Origin of the sequence: Enterobacter sp. 200527-13 (assembly GCF_027924865.1) — a bacterium.
In the GTDB taxonomy this organism is placed as follows: domain Bacteria; phylum Pseudomonadota; class Gammaproteobacteria; order Enterobacterales; family Enterobacteriaceae; genus Enterobacter; species Enterobacter ludwigii.
The window spans coordinates 90,915-107,497 of record NZ_BSCM01000006.1; the positions used below are offsets into that span (position 1 = coordinate 90,915).

Consider the following 16,583-nt stretch of genomic DNA (forward strand, 5'->3'; position numbering starts at 1 on the left):
ATTCAGCCGGGTAAAAATTGCTGACGCGATGCCGCAATGTTATGTTTTTTAAAATTGTCTCGTTTAAAAGGAGTGGGCCATGCCCGCGCAGGATCGCCAGACCCTCCCCATACCCTCACTGCGAAATATTCAGTCCTTTATCGCCGTGGCCAACTCTCTCAGTATCCATCTGGCGGCCGAACAGCTTAACGTCACCGCGTCAGCCGTCAGTCATCAGATCGCCTCGCTGGAATCCTGGATGGGGAAGAAGTTATTTATCCGCAGCGGCAAAGGCGTGACCCTGACCCCGACGGGGGAAAAATATCTGCGCGACGTCTCCGCAGCGATGAGCGCCATCGGCCGTGCAACCGAACAGGTGATGAAAGAGGCCGATAATCCGGTATTGCGCGTTCACTCTTCACCAACGTTTGGCCTGACGTGGTTGTTGCGCCGGCTCGGCAAATTTCGCAGTGAATACCCGGATATTACGGTCAATCTTTCCTGCTCCTATGAGAACCTGCAGTTTGCACGCGATAACATCGATATTGATATTCGCCACGGCATCCCGGACTGGGACGCTTACAGGGTCATGACCATTAAAAACGATGCGCTGGTGGTGCTGGCCTCACCGGCATATCTGCGCGCACATCCCGTCAACACGCCGCAGGACCTGCTTTCACAGGCGCTTATCTCGTCGACCAGCACCCTCGTCAACTGGGAAAAATGGTTTGCCTGGCACAATATCGACCGCCCCTGGCTCAACTTCAGCCTGAGTTTTGATCGTTCCTACATGAGCTTTGAAGCCGCGCGCATGGGGCTGGGATTTATTCTGGAAAGCAAGATGATGGCCACCGATCACCTGAACGATGGCTCCCTGGTGCAGGTGCTACCAGATGAAACGGGGATCGCCATTAATGCGCATCATCTGGTGATGCCGCACATGAACGAGCGCACCTGGAAGATCCAGCAGTTTGTTGAGTGGATTGATCGCGAGCTGCGTCTGTCGGGGTATCACCTGTAGCAATACCCCGACGTGGCGTCAGGAGACGGTGCCCCACACAAGATGGCCCTTATGGAAGGTCGCGGTGCGCGGTGAAATCCGCGCCACGGCCTCGGCGGAACAGGAAGCGTCCACCAGCACAAAGCTGGCATCGTCCTGCGCTTTTGGCCACACGCGCTCGCCTTTGTCGTTCAACGGCAGCACATCACCGGTGGCGATACCCAGCGCGCGGGAGAGCGTCTGTTCATTCGGGCGAATATAGAGCTGGGCGTAAAGATTGGCTTTTTCCAGCATATCGCCCAGCCCATACGGCGACCAGTGGTCAATGACGCTGTCGGTGCCGGTCATGACGAACACCCCCTTGTCACGGAGTTGCTTCAGCGGCATATGCAGGGTGCCAATCGGCACCGTAGAGGCAATGGTCACCTGCTGCGCCGCCATGCGGGTGGCGATTTCATCGACCTGCTGCTCGTTGAGCGTGGCCAGCGCGAAGGCGTGGCTGATGGTCAGTTTGCCCTTCAGCGCGGGCGTTTTCTCCACGGTCTCTACCATGTAGTTCACCGCCGCGACGCCTGCCGGGCTGGTTTCATGCAGGTGGATGTCCACCCCTTTGTCATAATCCAGCGCAATCTGGAACATCGTGTCGAGGGATTTTTCCATCGCACCGTCCACGTTAGTCGGATCCAGACCGCCCACGTAGTGTGCGCCAGCCTGCATGGCCTCGCGCATCAGCGTTTCGGAGTGCGACAACAGCAAGCCGTGCTGCGGGAAGGCGACAATTTCACAGTCAAACCCCGGCTTGCGGCGCGCTAAGACGGCCTGGAGATTTTCCAGATTCTTCAGGCCGGATGTCGGCTCAATATTGCAGTGGCTGCGGGCGAGGGTGGAGCCTTTCGACTGGATCAGATCGATAAGCTTTTCCGCACGCTCCTGCGTGTAGGGCTGTAACTCTGGCAGCAATTTTTGTTCAAGACGGATCATGTCCTGAATGGTCGTGCCCGCCGGGCGGTTAAGGGAATGCCAGGGACCACCGTAAAAGGTTTTATCCAGGTGGATATGCATGTCGCGCATTGCCGGCAGCATCAGCTTACTGCCTGCATCATAGTGTGGCAGCGTGGCATCGGCATGGCTTTTGTTATCACGCAGGGCGACAATTTTGCCGTCATTAATTTCGAGTGTTTTCAGTTCGGTGCGGGTGCTTGTCGCCACGCCGCCGTCAACGTTGAACCCGGCCTCCAGCAGCACGTTATCCAGGTAGTAGTGTCTGGCGGTAATGTTCATCGGTTTGCCTGTCTCACAACGTGGTTTCGCGGTCTCTGCAGCATACGCGACGGATCCGGTGGTGCCAAACAGGGCGCAGGCGGTAACCATTTTGCCGCTCTGGCTAATAAACTCGCGTCGGCTTTTATTCTCACTCATCTTCTCTTCCTTTTACTTACGCATTCACAATGTGGGTACCGGTCTCACCGCGCAGCGCCGCAGGCAGGCAGTCCGGCGAGGTGATGATCACGCGCTTGCCGCCGTCGTTCAGAAACGCCAGCGAGGCGACGATTTTCGGCAGCATGCTGCCCGCCGGGAAGTGCCCCTCCGCCACGTAGCGTTTCATCTGCGCCACATTCACCGTATCCAGCGCCTGCTGGTCTGGCTTACCAAAGTTGATGCACACTTTCTCCACCCCGGTGGTGATCACCAGCACGTCGGCATGGATCTCGCGGGCCAGCAGCGCGGTCGAGAGATCCTTATCAATCACCGCATCGACGCTCTGGTAATCCCCCTGCGCTGTGCGCACCACCGGAATACCACCACCGCCCGCCCCGATCACCACAAAGCCTTTTTGCGTCAGGGTCTTGATAGCCTCCCCTTCAACGATACGCAGCGGCTGCGGTGAGGCCACCACCCGGCGATAACCGCGCCCGGCGTCTTCAACAAAATGCCAGTCAGGATGGGCATGCTGGAGCGCATCACGCTGCGTCTCACTGAAAAACGCGCCGATAGGTTTGGTGGGATGGGCGAAACCCGGATCGTGTTTATCCACTTCCACCTGCGTGACGACCGTGACCGCTTTTTGCTCGCCGTGGGCGGCCATGCGGTTATTGAGCGCCTGCTGGATCAGGTAGCCGATACCGCCCTGGGTATCCGCCACGCAGTTTGCCAGCGGCGTGAGGGGTAGCCCTTCCCGCTCGTGAGCAATTTCAGCGCGGCGCAGATCCAGCCCCACCTGGGGGCCATTACCGTGAGTGAGCACGATGTCATAGTCAGACGCCAGCATCTCCAGCACTGACTCTGCAACCAATTTCACGGCCTGTGACTGGTGTTCAATGGACTGACTGGCGTTATCTTTGATAATGCTGTTGCCGCCAATGGCGACGACCATGAGCTCTTTCATAGTGTTTCCTTTGAAATGGTGCGGGGTGAGGACATCAGCCATTATCAGGACTCCGAAACCGGCGCTGCCGCGCTCACCGCGTCGCGGCTATCAAGAAAATGCTTCACCACAAACATGCCCCCCATCATCAGGTAGGCCGTGACAAACATCAGCGAACTGCCTTCGGCAAAGCCAACCACTGGCGCGTGGATCACGCCGAACAGCGCCAGCAACGCCCCAACGGCGGCGGCCACGGCTCCGCGCAGCGGTTTGTTGATGATGGCGAAGATAGCGATGCAGCCCCACAGCATGCTGGCGAGCGGTGCGCCGTTACCCAGATGCACCAGTCCCTGGTAGTAGATCCCTTTGCTGTGCAGCACGTCGGTGCCAATTTTCGCCGCACTGGTCCCCGCCGCGCCCATCACGCTGTTCATCATGGTCAGCGCCCAGTTGGCGATCCACGGGAACAGGCAGATGAAGATCACGGGAACCTCCACTTTGGGCGTTTCCCTTACTACCTGGTTGGCGGTCACCACCCCGATAAACACCAGAATCGGCACGATGGCGGTCATCGGTATGATGGCGAGCATAAACGCCCCCAGCCCGAACAGCGGCACGATAAACATGGTCACACCGGAGGCCAGCGTGTAGCCAATGCTGGCCCCCATCGCTTTCCAGCCCGCGTGACCGACGTAAACCGTCACCGGGAACGGGTTACCCATCAGACACCCGAGCATGGAGGCCAGCCCGTTTGCCAGCATCACCTTGCGGGTCGGGTACTCATCCCCCGCCGCGTGGGCGCTTTCGATATTTTCCAGGTCAAAAATGTAGTTCGCCAGACCCAGCGGGACGGCAGAGGCCAGGTACGGTAATGCGTGTGGCAGTCCCTGCATAAAGCTGTCGACATGCACTTCCGGCGGGTTAAAGCCAAACGACGACATCGAGGCTTTGATGGCCTCCGGGCTCTGCAGACCGGAGATCCACGCCAGCGCGGTACCGGCAATCAGCAAGAGCAGGCCGGTCGGGATTTTGGCGAAGATCGGCTTTTTACCAAACCAGTTAATAAAGATCAGCAGCAGCACGATGAACGACACGGTAGGTGCCTCAAACGCCTGCAGCATCGGGTTCATCGCCAGCAGCAGCAGGCCCAGCCCGGACAGGCAAGACAGCAGGACAGTACGCGGGATCATCTTGCGGATGGTTTCCCCCAGGAACGAACCGCCCGCCAGAATCATCGCCTCCACGAAGCACCACACCAGACCAATCTGGATAGCGAAATCCGCATCACCGGTTTGCTGGTAGACCGGCATCAGCACCAGAAAGGTCACGGTGAAAATTGACGGCGCGCTTGGGCCAGACGGCAGCGCGGTGACATCCGTACGCCCGGTCTGGCGCGCCATCTGCAGGCCAAACCACGCGTAGCAGACGCTCGCGACCAGCACCGCCAGCCCGAAGGCTGGCGCAATGCGTCCATAAACAATCTCCTTCGGGATGCCGACGACAAAAATGAGCAGCCCCATCATGGTCAGCAAATTGGTCAGGTTGTTGGTCATCAACCCGAAATACGCCGCCCAGTCACCTCTTTTCCACTCCAGTTTCATGTTTTTCATGGATGCATGCCTTATAAAAAGTAGCGATCGCGGAAGGTCAACAGCGCCTTTTCAAAACAGCTAAACGGCGGGTGAACGATGCCCGCCCCAATCATGCCAATGCCTGCATCTTTGTGAGCAATGGCGGTATTAATGACCGGCAGAATGCCGCTGCCCGCGACTTTTGTGATGTCGATGGCGGTTGGAATGCCCATAAACGAGAGCAGCGGAATGGTGACGTTCGGGTTTTCACCGAGGGTGATCTCGCGCATCTGACGGGAGAAATCGATGGCTTCATCCACCGTGCCACCCACCAGTGCCACAATCGCCGGGGCTGTGGCCATCGCAAAACCACCGATACCGTAGGTTTCGGTAATGGCGCTGTCGCCAATATCCAGCCCGGAGTCTTCCGGCCTGTAGCCCGCGAACATGGGCCCTATCACCTGCTGCGCCGGGCCGGTGAACCACTGCCCCGGCAGCCCGGAGATGCGCAGGCCGAACTCGTAGCCGTTACGCGCCATGGTGGTGACCACGGTGCTGTACTCAATACCGTGTGCGGCATCCATGGCGGCTTTACACATCGCCATCCACGTCGGGCCGGAGAAGTAATCGCTGCTGGCGACGAACTCAAACACCTCACGCTGCTGTGCCACCGGATACCCGGCCTGAATCAGCCCGGGCGTCAACGCCTGGATCAGCAGCGTGGTGCCGGCGTTGTTGCGGTTATGACACTCGTCGCCCATGTGCAGCGCCTGGGCCAGCATCAGGCGCAGGTCGATTTCACCAATGATTTTCATGGCATCGCGCAGCATCGGGCCGAGCACGTCACGCATCCAGTTCAGGCGGTCAATAACGCTCTGGTCGTTGGCGCCCATGCGCAGGATCTTCGCCATCTGCTCGCTAAGGTTAGTGAACGCCCGGTTGCCGTAGGTTTTGTTCTCAACGATGTGCATAAACATCGATGCCGAAGTGACGCCCGCCATTGAGCCTACGCAGTCGTGCTCGTGACAGGGCGAGAAGGTGATTGCCCCTGACGCCGCCACGCGCTCCGCGTCGTCGATATCGCGTGCCAGCCCTTCAAACACCAGCGCCCCGGTCACGGCCCCTTTCATTGCGCCACACATGTTTTCCCAGCTGACGGGCGGACCGGCGTGCAGAATGGTGGTGCGGGTCATGCCCGGCACAACGTTGATCGCCTGGTCGTAGCCCACCAGCACCGGATGGGACTGGATAATGCGCTCAAGGGCAATCTTATTGGCGGCGGCGATTTTGTCAGCCAGTGGCGCAAGGGCCAGCTGATCCAGCGCCTCTACTACCTGCAAGTTCCCCTGCCCCGGCGGCGTCCAGTCGAGCTGGGTCACGGGGATATGCTGCTTTTTGAGATCCGCACTGAACAGCGCGATACCGACGTTAATCACGTTCAACGGCTGGTTAAATAAGGTCGTCATCAGGCAGTCTCCCCTTTAAAGACAAATTCACGTGCCAGTAATCCGGTGTTGGTGCTGCTGCTCGCCCAGATCACCCCTGCCTCGGTCAGAAGCTGACACTGCTGTGCCAGGGACGGTGAGTCCTGGTCGGTTCCGAGCACATAGCCGAGAATTGCCAGCGGGCGGTTATCGGCTTTCGCCGTCGCCTGCGCCTCTTTTATGGCCTCAAGCATCACGCCGACCGGATCCTCGTGCGCGCCAAAGCCCAGGACAAAGTCCATCACGATCACGCCCACCTCGGGGTCACGCGCCTCCTGCAACAGGCGGCTGATGCGGTTGGTCGGGTCGATCATCGGGTGCGGTTTGCCGTGGGTGAAATCGTCATCGCCAAAATCAAGGAAGGTGTGGGCTTTACTGACGTTGATATCGTCCAGCCGTTTCGCCGGATCGGGTTGAATGTTGCTGTAGACGTCGTCGAACTTTTCCAGCGCGGCGAACATGGCCTCATCGCACAGGGTGCCGCCGCAGAACAGGCCGCGGATGTATTTCTGCTGGGGTGTCAGCCGGGCACGCACCTCTTCGATCAGTGGCCAGTTCAGCGGATGCAGGTCGAGAGACTCTTTTTTCACCCCCGTTAACAGCACGGCCTTCAGCGCCGCCTCTTTGGTGCCACGGGCGAACTGCAGGTTGCCCTCATCAGCCGGCGGCTGATGACGACCGAGGAAACAGACCACCACCGGTTTGCGGCAGGTGCGGGCGCGGGCCAGCACTTTTTCTGCCACCGACGGCGCAGGCGGTTTAGAGATGAGGGTAATCACCTGGGTGGCGTCGTCAGCGTCCAGCATCGCGATGGCATCCAGCATCATCAGGCCACCTATCTTTTCGCTCAGATCGCGCCCGCCGGTGCCAATCAGCTGCGACACGCCTCCGCCGAATTCATGGATCCGCACGCTCAGCTCCTGGCTGCCGGTCCCGGACGCCCCGATAATACCGATCGGTCCGCGGCGCACCGCATTGGCGAAGCACAGCCCGGTACCGTTGATAATGGCCGTGCCGCAGTCCGGCCCCATCATCAGCAGCCCTTTCTGGTGTGCCAGCTGCTTCAGCGCCAGCTCGTCATCAAGGCTGACGTTGTCGGAGAAGAGCATGACGTTGAGATCGTTTTCCAGCGCCTGACGTGCTTCGCGGGCGGCAAACGTGCCGTTTACCGAAATCACCGCCAGGTTGCTCTCAGGACGATGGGTTTTCGCACTGGCAAGGGTGGCATAACGCGCTTCATGGCTCCCGCCGCTCTCCTTGCGGGTGAAAAGCGCTTCGATGGCTGCCAGCGTTTCGTCATTCGCCGCCTCGCCTTTAATCACGATCATTAAGTCGCCGTTTTTGGCATCCGCTAATTCCGGCGTTAATAGCCCGAGATTTTTTAATACGCCTTTGTTCATTTCTGTCGCCATAGCCACAAAAGCCTGCTCAACGCCCGGCAATTTATTGGCCTTTGTGGAAACCGACATCAATGACACCGAGTCAAAATAAGTATTCTTTTTTATGACGATTTTGGTGGGCATTATTTTCTCCTGAATGAGGATAAAAGGGGGCCGCCGTCGTGCAATAGGCACGTCGGTAAAATACTGTCTGAATGAGCGACCAGCCGGAAAAGGCTGGCCGAAGGAATTACGCGCCTGCGGCCAGCAGCAGGTCTGCTATCTGGTGATAGCCTTTTTCCCGCGCCAGTTCGAGCGGGGTTTTGCCGTATTTATCGGTCATGTGCGGATTTGCGCCGTTATCCAGTAACAGCTTTACAATTTCCTGCTGTTTCGCGCCGCCATCGTTGAGGACAATCGCTTCCAGTAGCGGCGTCCAGCCCACGAAGTTGGTGTGGTTGACGTTAATATCGGTTTTCTCCAGCAGCTCGCGCACAATCTCAACGTGCCCTTTCTCGCTGGCAGGCGTAATGCCGACGCCACCGAAGCGGGTCAGGCGATCAAGATCCGGGTTGGCGGGTAAGACTATTCGCAGCAGGGTTAAATCATTTGTCAGGCAGCTAATCAGGAAGGGGTTAAAACAGGTCTGATCCTGTTGATCAATATCTGCTCCGGCAGCAATTAAAAATGCCACGCAGTCATAATGTTTTTTCAGGCTGGCAATAATAACGGCCGTTCTTTTCTGGCGTTGAGTGGCATTAATATCGACACCTTTTTCAAGGCAGGCTTTTAGCCCGTCAATATTGCCCTGCTCTGCCGCCAGCAAAAATTCAGTAACGAGTTCGTTCGCAGACATATTCAGACTCCCCATGATGTATTGCTCATGACCTGAGAATAGCAACAGCCTGGTGAGAAAAGAATCCGCTTAAAAATCATTCATCGACAGTCAATTCATTATTGAGTTAAATTCAACAATTTAGCCAAAATGTGCGGCCGTGCAATCTTTTACTTATGTTTTAGCGCTTTTATTCGCCTCAGACAGCATTCTGCTTATGCCTGATGAAGCCTGACATGACGCGGCTCGACGCGAATAATCAGAACTGTGACCGTCGTCATATGCGTTGTAACAGCGCTGTTAAAATATGTTCAAAACTGATGGCTAACAGGAGCCGTAATATGAATTCCATCTTTACTGAAGAGAACCTGCTGGCCTTCACCACGGCGGCACGCTTTGGCAGCTTCAGCAAAGCCGCCACCGAGCTTGGCGTAACCACCTCTGCCATCAGTTACACCATCAAGCGAATGGAGACCGGGCTGGATGTGGTGCTGTTTGTACGCAATACGCGCAGCATTGAGCTGACCGAGTCGGGGTTTTACTTTTACCGTAAAGCGACCGACCTGCTGAATGATTTTCATGCCATCAAGCGCGGGATAGACACCATTTCGCAGGGCATTGAGGCGCGGGTCCGCATATGCATCAACCAGCTTTTGTACACCCCACGCCATACGGCGCGGCTGCTGCAGGTGCTGAAAAAACAGTTTCCTACCTGCCAGATCACCGTCACGACCGAGGTCTACAACGGCGTCTGGGACTCCATTATCAACAACCAGGCCAATATCGCGATTGGCGCACCGGATACCCTGCTCGACGGCGGCGGCATTGATTACACCGAGATCGGTGCCATCCGTTGGGTATTCGCCATCGCGCCGGAACACCCGCTGGCCTTCGTGCCGGAGCCGATAGCCGAAAGCCAGCTGCGTCTGTACCCCAACATCATGGTGGAAGACACGGCGCACACTATAAACAAGAAGGTCGGCTGGCTGCTGCACGGCCAGGAGGCGATTCTGGTGCCCGACTTCAACACCAAATGCCAGTGTCAGATCCTTGGGGACGGGATTGGTTTTTTACCGGAATATATGGCCCGCGAGGCGGTGGAGGACGGGCTGCTGGTCACGCGGCGAATCAATAATCCGCGTCAGGATTCACGCATGCTGCTTGCCACGCAGCATGCGGCGACCGGCCAGGTCACGCGCTGGATCAAACAGCAGTTTGGTCCACAGGGCGTGCTGACCGGGATATACAGCGACCTATTGTGGCGCGCTTAGTTTTTGCTTTGCACCCAAAACGCGTGAATAAGACCAGGGATGTAGCCCAGTAAGGTCAGAACGATGTTAATGATAAACGCCCAGCCAAACCCTTTGCCGAGCAGCACGCCCAGCGGTGGCAGGATAATAGTAAAGACAATACGCCAAAAACCCATAACGACTCCGTGCAAGCTAACCAATTGAAAATAAAAAAGAGAACATTCTCTAAGCGTAGCCAGTTTAACGGCCTGCGCCATCTCTTTATCGCCCTTTTACCCTCTTTTACGCTTTTGACACTGGCTTAATCCTCCCCATTAGTTTAGAGTTTCCTTAATTAAGTAAAGACTAAACTAATATGACTGAACTCGAACAACTTCAGGCCAGCGCCGGACAGGCCGCAGCCCTGTTAAAAGCGATGAGCAATCCGCGTCGGTTGCTGATCCTCTGCATGCTGTGCGGTACACCGGGTACCAGCGCGGGCGATCTGGCGCGGGCGACGGGGCTTAGCCCATCCGCCACGTCACAACATCTGGCGCGTATGCGTGAAGAGGGGCTTATCGACAGCACCCGTGAAGCGCAGCGCATTCTGTATTTCATTAAAAACGATGCGGTGCATCAGCTGATCAGCACCCTGAAAAGCCTCTATTGCCCGTAAGGAGCCACCATGTCACTACCGCTCATTTCACCCCAGCAGGCCAATGCGCTCGTTGCTGAAGGTGCAAAACTGATCGATATTCGCGATCCCGACGAATATGCCCGCGAGCATATTCCCGCCGCCCGGTCCGTGCCGCTGGACACCTTACCCGGCGGGCTTGAGACGCACGCGGGCGAAACGGTGATTTTTCACTGCCAGTCTGGCGCCCGGACATCCTCGAACGCAGCCCGCCTTGCTCAGGCTGCCGCGCCTGCTCAGGCGTTTATCGTTGAAGGCGGAATTCAGGGGTGGAAGCAGGCCGGGTTGATCACGCAGGAAGACACATCACAGCCGCTGCCGTTGATGCGCCAGGTACAAATTGCCGCCGGGCTGCTCACCCTGTGCGGGGTCGTGCTGGGCTTTACGCTCTCCAGCGGCTTTTTCCTGCTGAGCGGCTTTGTGGGTGCCGGGCTGCTGTTTGCCGGGCTGACCGGGTTTTGCGGAATGGCGAGACTGCTGAAAGTGATGCCCTGGAACCGGCGTACCTCGTAAGCAGTAATCGGTGAAATACGCTGTACCCGGTATCAGACGTGGGCTAAGGTGAAGATCATTGAAACGATGAGGAGGTAGTATGTTTTCTGTCGGTGATTATGTGCAACCGCGTAAAGGCGGCCCAAAACTGAAAGTACTCGAAGTGAACGGCGATAGCGTTGTGGCGGTTCAGGCCAGCAATGAGCAAGGCGAGAAATTTACCCTGAAGGCCGCAGACCTGGCCCTGTATACCGAAGAGGGTGATTTCGGCGTCTGCTAAACAGGCAACCGGGCGGAGTCCTCCGCCCGGCTCATGGATTAAATCAGAAAATCATCCAGTGATTTACCGTTTGCCAGTGCATTGGCAATAGGCTTTGGCGTACGCCCCTGACCGGTCCATGTTTTCTCTTCACCGTTGAGATCAATAAAGCGATATTTCGCTTCACGCGGTTTACGTTTTTTCGCTGGCTTACCGGCCTGCGCCATATCTGAACCGAGGAGATCGGACGGTGAAATACCATCAGCTTTCATCAGTTCCAGCAGGGCATTAATTTTTTCCTGCTGCTCAGCGCGTTGTTGCTCTAATTCCGCCAGCTCACTCCGTTTCTCTTCAGCAACGACCCTGACTTTTTCCAGCATTTCTTCAAGAACGTCCAGGGATAATTCACGCGCCATCGCACGCAGAGTTCGGATATTATTAAGATTCTGTAACGTCAAAGACATATATTTGAAAACCTTTTCTTTAGGGTAAATCGAAAAATCGACAAGAGAATAATTCATTTCGCCTGGAATATCTACCCGCGGGCACGTCTTGCTAAAAATGTAAATGTTTTAAAATATCGCGTTTAATAATATCGGCGGATAACTGTCGATACCGCCGGATTCAATCTTTATCTCAGTATAAACGGTTAGATTTAATCCAAATCAAAGCATGCCGCACTGTCGTCGTTCGGGCAGAACGTTCGCTTCGGCACGCTTAAGATCAACAGATTGATTTACATACAAAAACTGACGGCAGGGACAGATTATAACGAACCGAACAAAAAACACGCAATTTTAGAGAATTTTGTGGACAAAACGCGACTAAATAAAAATTAATAACTAGTTGTTAGTTCAAAGGCAGAGATATACGCTATACACGACTGACAAACCAACCTAAAGCACTAACCGCTGAGGGAAAAATCGTTTCTATTGTGTTCTTCTCAAGGAGTTCAGACATGTTCTCACCGCAATCTCGCCTGCGCCATGCGGTAGCGGATACCTTCGCGATGGTTGTTTACTGTTCCGTCGTGAACATGCTGATCGAAATTTTCCTCTCCGGAATGTCCTTTGAGCAGTCACTTTCTTCTCGTCTGGTGGCAATTCCGGTCAACATTATTATTGCGTGGCCTTACGGATTATACCGCGATGCGGTCATGCGCTTTGCGCGTCGTATTAGCCCGTCAGGGTGGGTGAAAAACCTCGCCGACGTTCTGGCATACGTGACGTTCCAGTCGCCGGTTTACGTGGCTATTCTGCTGACAGTGGGCGCAGACTGGCATCAAATCGTCGCAGCGGTCAGTTCAAATATCGTGATTTCAATGCTGATGGGTGCCGTGTATGGCTATTTTCTCGACTACTGTCGCCGCCTGTTTAAGGTCAGCCAGTATAGCCAGGCCAAAGCATGATGTGAGGCGACTGGCGAATGCCAGTCGCAGATTTACTGTACGTCGCCAAACAGTCCCTTCAAAAACCGCTCCAGCGCCATACGCGAACTGAAGCCATGCGGAATACCATAATGTTCATGCGTTTCACCACCTAAATACAGTGGGAATTGCTGATAATGATCGCAGGTTTTAATATCCGAGGCAGGCTCAGCAAATGACAAACTTCTGTCTTTCAGCGTCGGGTGAATAATGAGAGCGGTACGTCCCATTCTTGCTTCACGATTAACGTAAACATAATTCTCGCCACGGCGATATCCATACGCTTTTGATGTCACCTCATCCATGGTGAATCCCTCTTTTTCAAGAACGCGCGCCACCTCATCAGGTCGTAAATACATATCTTTTCCTCGTTATCTTTTCCTGCCCGGCAACCTTACAGTATTCAGCATTAGCAGGGCTTTCAGAATATTCCATAAACTGCCAGATAACGCGTGACGCGCTTCAGATATTAAATTTCTGGACTAAACTAAACGGGAACGCAAAATTACGGAGGATCGTATGTTTAACAGACCGAACCGAAACGATATTAACGACGACACACAGGACATTCGTAACGATGTCAGCCAATTAGCGGACTCGCTGGAAGAAGTGCTGAAATCCTGGGGTTCCGGTGCGAAGGACGAAGCGGATGCCGCAAAACGTAAGGCTCAGTCTTTGCTACGTGAAACCCGCGCCCGCATGAATGGGCGTTCGCGCACCACGCAGGCTGCCTGCGATGCCATCAGTTGCGCCAATACCTTCGTTCGCGAAAAACCCCTCTGTACGCTTGGTACGGTAGCCGCGGTGGGTATCTTCGTGGGGGCGCTGCTTAGCCTGCGCAAATAGTCGTCTCAGCCTGTCCGTATACGCCCCGGTCGCGTCAGCCCCCGGGGCTTTTCTTTGCCTGCGCGCCTGAAAACGCCGTACAGCCCGCCCTGCCCCGCTGTGCTCATCATTGGGGCCATATCAATCTGAAATTCCCATATCTTGTATGGTTGAAACTTACGACAACTACATCTAGTATTCCCTTTAGCAAGATACACACAACCTGACGCGATGATTCGCGCCGCTCTCTCATTTTAAATGGAAATACGAATCATGAGCATTATTATTTACACTCGTAACGATTGTGTTCAGTGCCACGCGACAAAACGTGCAATGGAAAGCCGTGGAGTGGCCTTTGAGATGGTGAATATTGACCTGCAGCCCGAAGCTGCCGATACCCTGCGGGCGCAAGGTTTTCGCCAGCTGCCGGTCGTCGTCGCCGGGGAGACCAGCTGGTCCGGCTTTCGCCCCGACATGATTAACCGCCTCGCCGCCCAGGCCGCCAGGGCATGAGTGGGCTGGTCTACTTCTCCAGCAGCTCGGAAAACACGCTCCGCTTTATTGAGCGCGTCGGGCTGCCTGCGATACGTATCCCGCTTAATGAGCGGGAACGAATCCGGGTAGACGACCCCTACATTCTGGTGGTCCCGAGCTATGGTGGAGGTGGCACCGCGGGGGCCGTGCCTCGCCAGGTGATCCGCTTTCTCAACGATCCCCACAACCGACAGCTTATTCGCGGCGTTATCGCTGCGGGCAATCGCAATTTCGGCGATGCCTTTGGCCGTGCCGGGGATGTCATTTCTCAAAAATGCGGCGTGCCGTATCTCTATCGGTTTGAACTGATAGGGACACAGCAGGACGTAGAGAACGTGCGTAAAGGAGTGAACGAATTTTGGCAACGACAACCGCAGAACGTGTAATTCAGGCGACACCGGATTACCACGCATTAAACGCAATGCTGAACCTCTATGACCGTGAGGGGCACATTCAGTTTGGCAAAGATCATGAAGCGGTGGAGGCGTTTATCGCCACCCACGTCCGCCCCAACAGCATGACCTTTGCAAGCCAGAATGAACGTCTCGATTATCTGGTCAAGGAAGGCTATTACGAAGAGCGCGTGCTGGCCCGGTACGATCGTGCCTTCGTGGAGACGCTGTTCGGGCAGGCCCATAGCCGCGGTTTTCGTTTCCAGACGTTTCTTGGCGCATGGAAGTTTTACACCAGCTATACCCTGAAAACGTTCGACGGCAAACGCTATCTTGAAAGCTTCGAGGACCGCGTGGTGATGGTTGCCCTGACGCTCGCGCAGGGCGATGAAACGCTGGCAGAACGCCTGATGGATGAGATGCTCTCCGGCCGTTTCCAGCCCGCCACACCGACCTTTCTCAATTGCGGAAAAGCCCAGCGCGGCGAGCTGGTCTCCTGCTTCCTGCTGCGCATCGAAGACAATATGGAGTCGATTGGTCGCGCGGTGAATTCGGCGCTGCAGCTCTCTAAACGCGGCGGCGGTGTGGCGTTTCTGCTGTCGAACCTGCGTGAAGCCGGTGCGCCAATTAAGCGCATCGAAAACCAGTCCTCCGGCGTGATTCCGGTCATGAAAATGCTGGAAGATGCTTTCTCGTATGCCAATCAGCTGGGGGCACGTCAGGGCGCGGGGGCGGTCTATCTGCACGCGCACCATCCGGATATTTTGCGCTTCCTGGATACCAAACGTGAAAACGCCGATGAAAAAATCCGCATTAAGACCCTGTCGCTTGGGGTGGTGATTCCGGATATCACCTTTGCGCTCGCCAAAGAAAATGCCGAGATGGCGCTCTTCTCGCCCTACGACATTGAGCGTATTTACGGGAAAGCGTTTGGTGATGTGGCGATAAGCGCCCTGTATCACGATCTGGTGGCCGACGATCGCATTCGTAAGAAGTACATTAACGCCCGCGATTTCTTCCAGACGCTGGCCGAAATTCAGTTTGAGTCCGGCTATCCGTACATCATGTATGAAGATACGGTCAACCGTGCGAACCCGATTGCCGGGCGAATCAATATGAGCAACCTCTGCTCCGAGATATTGCAGGTGAACAGCGCATCCACGTATGACGAAAACCTGGACTACGCCGACATCGGCAAAGACATCTCCTGTAACCTCGGGTCGCTGAATATTGCCCACACCATGGATTCCCCCGATTTTGGCCGCACGGTGGAGACCGCCATTCGCGGGCTGACCGCGGTGTCAGACATGAGCCACATCCGCAGCGTGCCGTCCATTGAAGCTGGTAATGCTGCCTCGCACGCCATCGGCCTTGGGCAGATGAACCTGCACGGCTATCTGGCGCGGGAAGGTATCGCCTACGGTAGCCCGGAAGGACTGGATTTCACCAACCTCTATTTTTACACCATTACCTGGCATGCGCTGCATACCTCTATGATGCTGGCGCGCGAGCGTAACCAGCGCTTTGCGGGCTTTGAACAGTCGCGTTACGCCAGCGGTGAGTACTTCAGGCCATATCTGGAAGGAGACTGGCAGCCGAAAACCGACAAAGTGCGCCAGCTGTTTGCTGATGCCGGGGTTCTCCTGCCCACCCGCGAGATGTGGCAGCAGCTGCGGGACGATGTGATGCGTTACGGCATCTATAACCAGAATCTGCAGGCCGTACCGCCAACCGGGTCAATCTCTTACATTAACCACGCCACGTCGAGTATCCACCCGATTGTGTCGAAGATTGAGATCCGCAAGGAAGGTAAGACCGGGCGCGTTTACTACCCTGCCCCGTTTATGACCAACGACAATCTGGCCCTGTATCAGGACGCGTATGAGATTGGCCCTGAGAAAATTATTGATACCTACGCCGAGGCGACAAAACACGTGGATCAGGGGCTGTCGCTGACGCTCTTCTTCCCGGACACCGCCACCACGCGTGACATTAACCGGGCGCAGATTTACGCCTGGAAGAGAGGGATCAAAACCCTCTACTACATTCGCCTGCGCCAGCGTGCGCTGGAAGGCACCGAAATTGAAGGCTGCGTGTCCTGCGCGCTGTAAGGAGAAAG

Annotated in this window: 19 protein-coding genes; 10 read left to right on the forward strand and 9 right to left on the reverse strand. The window is 55.8% G+C overall.

What is annotated here, in order from left to right; translation table 11 throughout:
• Positions 1–79 precede the first annotated feature (79 nt).
• A complete protein-coding gene (locus tag QMG44_RS18150) occupies positions 80–1,000 on the forward strand; it encodes a LysR substrate-binding domain-containing protein (RefSeq protein WP_020883878.1) in 921 nt (306 codons plus the stop codon).
• A gap of 18 nt (positions 1,001–1,018) precedes the next feature.
• Here the strand turns inward: QMG44_RS18150 and QMG44_RS18155 are convergent, their stop codons facing one another.
• From QMG44_RS18155 to QMG44_RS18180, 6 genes are all read right to left on the reverse strand, one after another.
• Positions 1,019–2,398: an amidohydrolase family protein gene (locus tag QMG44_RS18155; protein ID WP_044858461.1), complete on the reverse strand. Its 1,380-nt coding sequence runs from the start codon at positions 2,396–2,398 to the stop codon at positions 1,019–1,021.
• Positions 2,399–2,414: 16 nt separating this feature from the next.
• Positions 2,415–3,365: a carbamate kinase family protein gene (locus QMG44_RS18160; RefSeq protein WP_086532186.1), complete on the reverse strand. Its 951-nt coding sequence runs from the start codon at positions 3,363–3,365 to the stop codon at positions 2,415–2,417.
• Between the two features lie 44 nt (positions 3,366–3,409).
• Entirely contained in the window at positions 3,410–4,954 is a 1,545-nt protein-coding gene (locus QMG44_RS18165; protein WP_014171302.1) for a hypothetical protein, read from the reverse strand.
• Between the two features lie 11 nt (positions 4,955–4,965).
• The gene (locus QMG44_RS18170; RefSeq protein WP_032680426.1) at positions 4,966–6,381 is read right to left on the reverse strand and encodes a DUF1116 domain-containing protein; all 1,416 of its coding nucleotides are present in this window, start codon (positions 6,379–6,381) and stop codon (positions 4,966–4,968) included.
• Positions 6,381–7,922 (reverse strand): acyl-CoA synthetase FdrA, encoded by a 1,542-nt coding sequence (gene fdrA / locus QMG44_RS18175; protein ID WP_032680425.1) that lies wholly within the window; start codon positions 7,920–7,922, stop codon positions 6,381–6,383. Before fdrA ends, QMG44_RS18170 begins: the two co-directional genes overlap by 1 nt.
• 106 nt (positions 7,923–8,028) lie before the next feature.
• Positions 8,029–8,634, reverse strand: a complete 606-nt coding sequence (locus QMG44_RS18180; RefSeq protein ID WP_020883872.1) for an ankyrin repeat domain-containing protein — start codon at positions 8,632–8,634, stop codon at positions 8,029–8,031.
• A 320-nt stretch (positions 8,635–8,954) separates the two neighbouring features.
• On the opposite strand from QMG44_RS18180, the gene QMG44_RS18185 reads away from it, so the two are divergent.
• A complete protein-coding gene (locus tag QMG44_RS18185; protein ID WP_020883871.1) occupies positions 8,955–9,884 on the forward strand; it encodes a LysR substrate-binding domain-containing protein in 930 nt (309 codons plus the stop codon).
• Here QMG44_RS18185 and QMG44_RS18190 read toward each other — a convergent pair.
• Positions 9,881–10,039 carry a YqaE/Pmp3 family membrane protein gene (locus QMG44_RS18190; protein ID WP_032678825.1) on the reverse strand — a complete coding sequence of 53 codons (159 nt, stop codon included), beginning with the start codon at positions 10,037–10,039 and terminating at the stop codon, positions 9,881–9,883. The genes QMG44_RS18185 and QMG44_RS18190 overlap by 4 nt on opposite strands.
• 179 nt (positions 10,040–10,218) lie before the next feature.
• Here QMG44_RS18190 and QMG44_RS18195 point away from each other — a divergent pair, with 179 nt between their 5' ends.
• From QMG44_RS18195 to QMG44_RS18205, 3 genes are all read left to right on the forward strand, one after another.
• Positions 10,219–10,518: a helix-turn-helix transcriptional regulator gene (locus tag QMG44_RS18195; RefSeq protein WP_020883869.1), complete on the forward strand. Its 300-nt coding sequence runs from the start codon at positions 10,219–10,221 to the stop codon at positions 10,516–10,518.
• Positions 10,519–10,527: 9 nt separating this feature from the next.
• The gene (locus tag QMG44_RS18200) at positions 10,528–11,049 is read left to right on the forward strand and encodes a rhodanese family protein (protein WP_014171309.1); all 522 of its coding nucleotides are present in this window, start codon (positions 10,528–10,530) and stop codon (positions 11,047–11,049) included.
• A 79-nt stretch (positions 11,050–11,128) separates the two neighbouring features.
• Entirely contained in the window at positions 11,129–11,308 is a 180-nt protein-coding gene (locus QMG44_RS18205) for a hypothetical protein (RefSeq protein ID WP_014171310.1), read from the forward strand.
• A gap of 38 nt (positions 11,309–11,346) precedes the next feature.
• On the opposite strand, the gene stpA is transcribed toward QMG44_RS18205, so the two are convergent.
• Positions 11,347–11,751, reverse strand: a complete 405-nt coding sequence (stpA, locus tag QMG44_RS18210) for a DNA-binding protein StpA (protein ID WP_020883867.1) — start codon at positions 11,749–11,751, stop codon at positions 11,347–11,349.
• Between the two features lie 494 nt (positions 11,752–12,245).
• Here stpA and alaE point away from each other — a divergent pair, with 494 nt between their 5' ends.
• Positions 12,246–12,695, forward strand: coding sequence for an L-alanine exporter AlaE (alaE, locus tag QMG44_RS18215; RefSeq protein WP_020883866.1), 450 nt, complete (start codon positions 12,246–12,248; stop codon positions 12,693–12,695).
• Between the two features lie 32 nt (positions 12,696–12,727).
• On the opposite strand, the gene QMG44_RS18220 is transcribed toward alaE, so the two are convergent.
• Positions 12,728–13,072: a DUF2002 family protein gene (locus tag QMG44_RS18220; RefSeq protein WP_006811693.1), complete on the reverse strand. Its 345-nt coding sequence runs from the start codon at positions 13,070–13,072 to the stop codon at positions 12,728–12,730.
• A 160-nt stretch (positions 13,073–13,232) separates the two neighbouring features.
• On the opposite strand from QMG44_RS18220, the gene QMG44_RS18225 reads away from it, so the two are divergent.
• The 4 genes from QMG44_RS18225 (at position 13,233) to nrdE (ending at position 16,575) form a co-directional block, all read left to right on the forward strand.
• Complete coding sequence (locus QMG44_RS18225) at positions 13,233–13,559, forward strand: DUF883 domain-containing protein (protein WP_014171314.1); 327 nt, start codon at positions 13,233–13,235, stop codon at positions 13,557–13,559.
• Between the two features lie 252 nt (positions 13,560–13,811).
• The gene (nrdH, locus tag QMG44_RS18230) at positions 13,812–14,051 is read left to right on the forward strand and encodes a glutaredoxin-like protein NrdH (RefSeq protein WP_020883865.1); all 240 of its coding nucleotides are present in this window, start codon (positions 13,812–13,814) and stop codon (positions 14,049–14,051) included.
• On the forward strand, positions 14,048–14,458 hold the full coding sequence (gene nrdI / locus QMG44_RS18235; RefSeq protein WP_086532184.1) for a class Ib ribonucleoside-diphosphate reductase assembly flavoprotein NrdI: 411 nt from the start codon (positions 14,048–14,050) through the stop codon (positions 14,456–14,458). The genes nrdH and nrdI overlap by 4 nt, the downstream gene beginning before the upstream one ends.
• Complete coding sequence (gene nrdE / locus QMG44_RS18240) at positions 14,431–16,575, forward strand: class 1b ribonucleoside-diphosphate reductase subunit alpha (RefSeq protein ID WP_086532183.1); 2,145 nt, start codon at positions 14,431–14,433, stop codon at positions 16,573–16,575. The genes nrdI and nrdE overlap by 28 nt, the downstream gene beginning before the upstream one ends.
• Positions 16,576–16,583 lie beyond the last annotated feature (8 nt).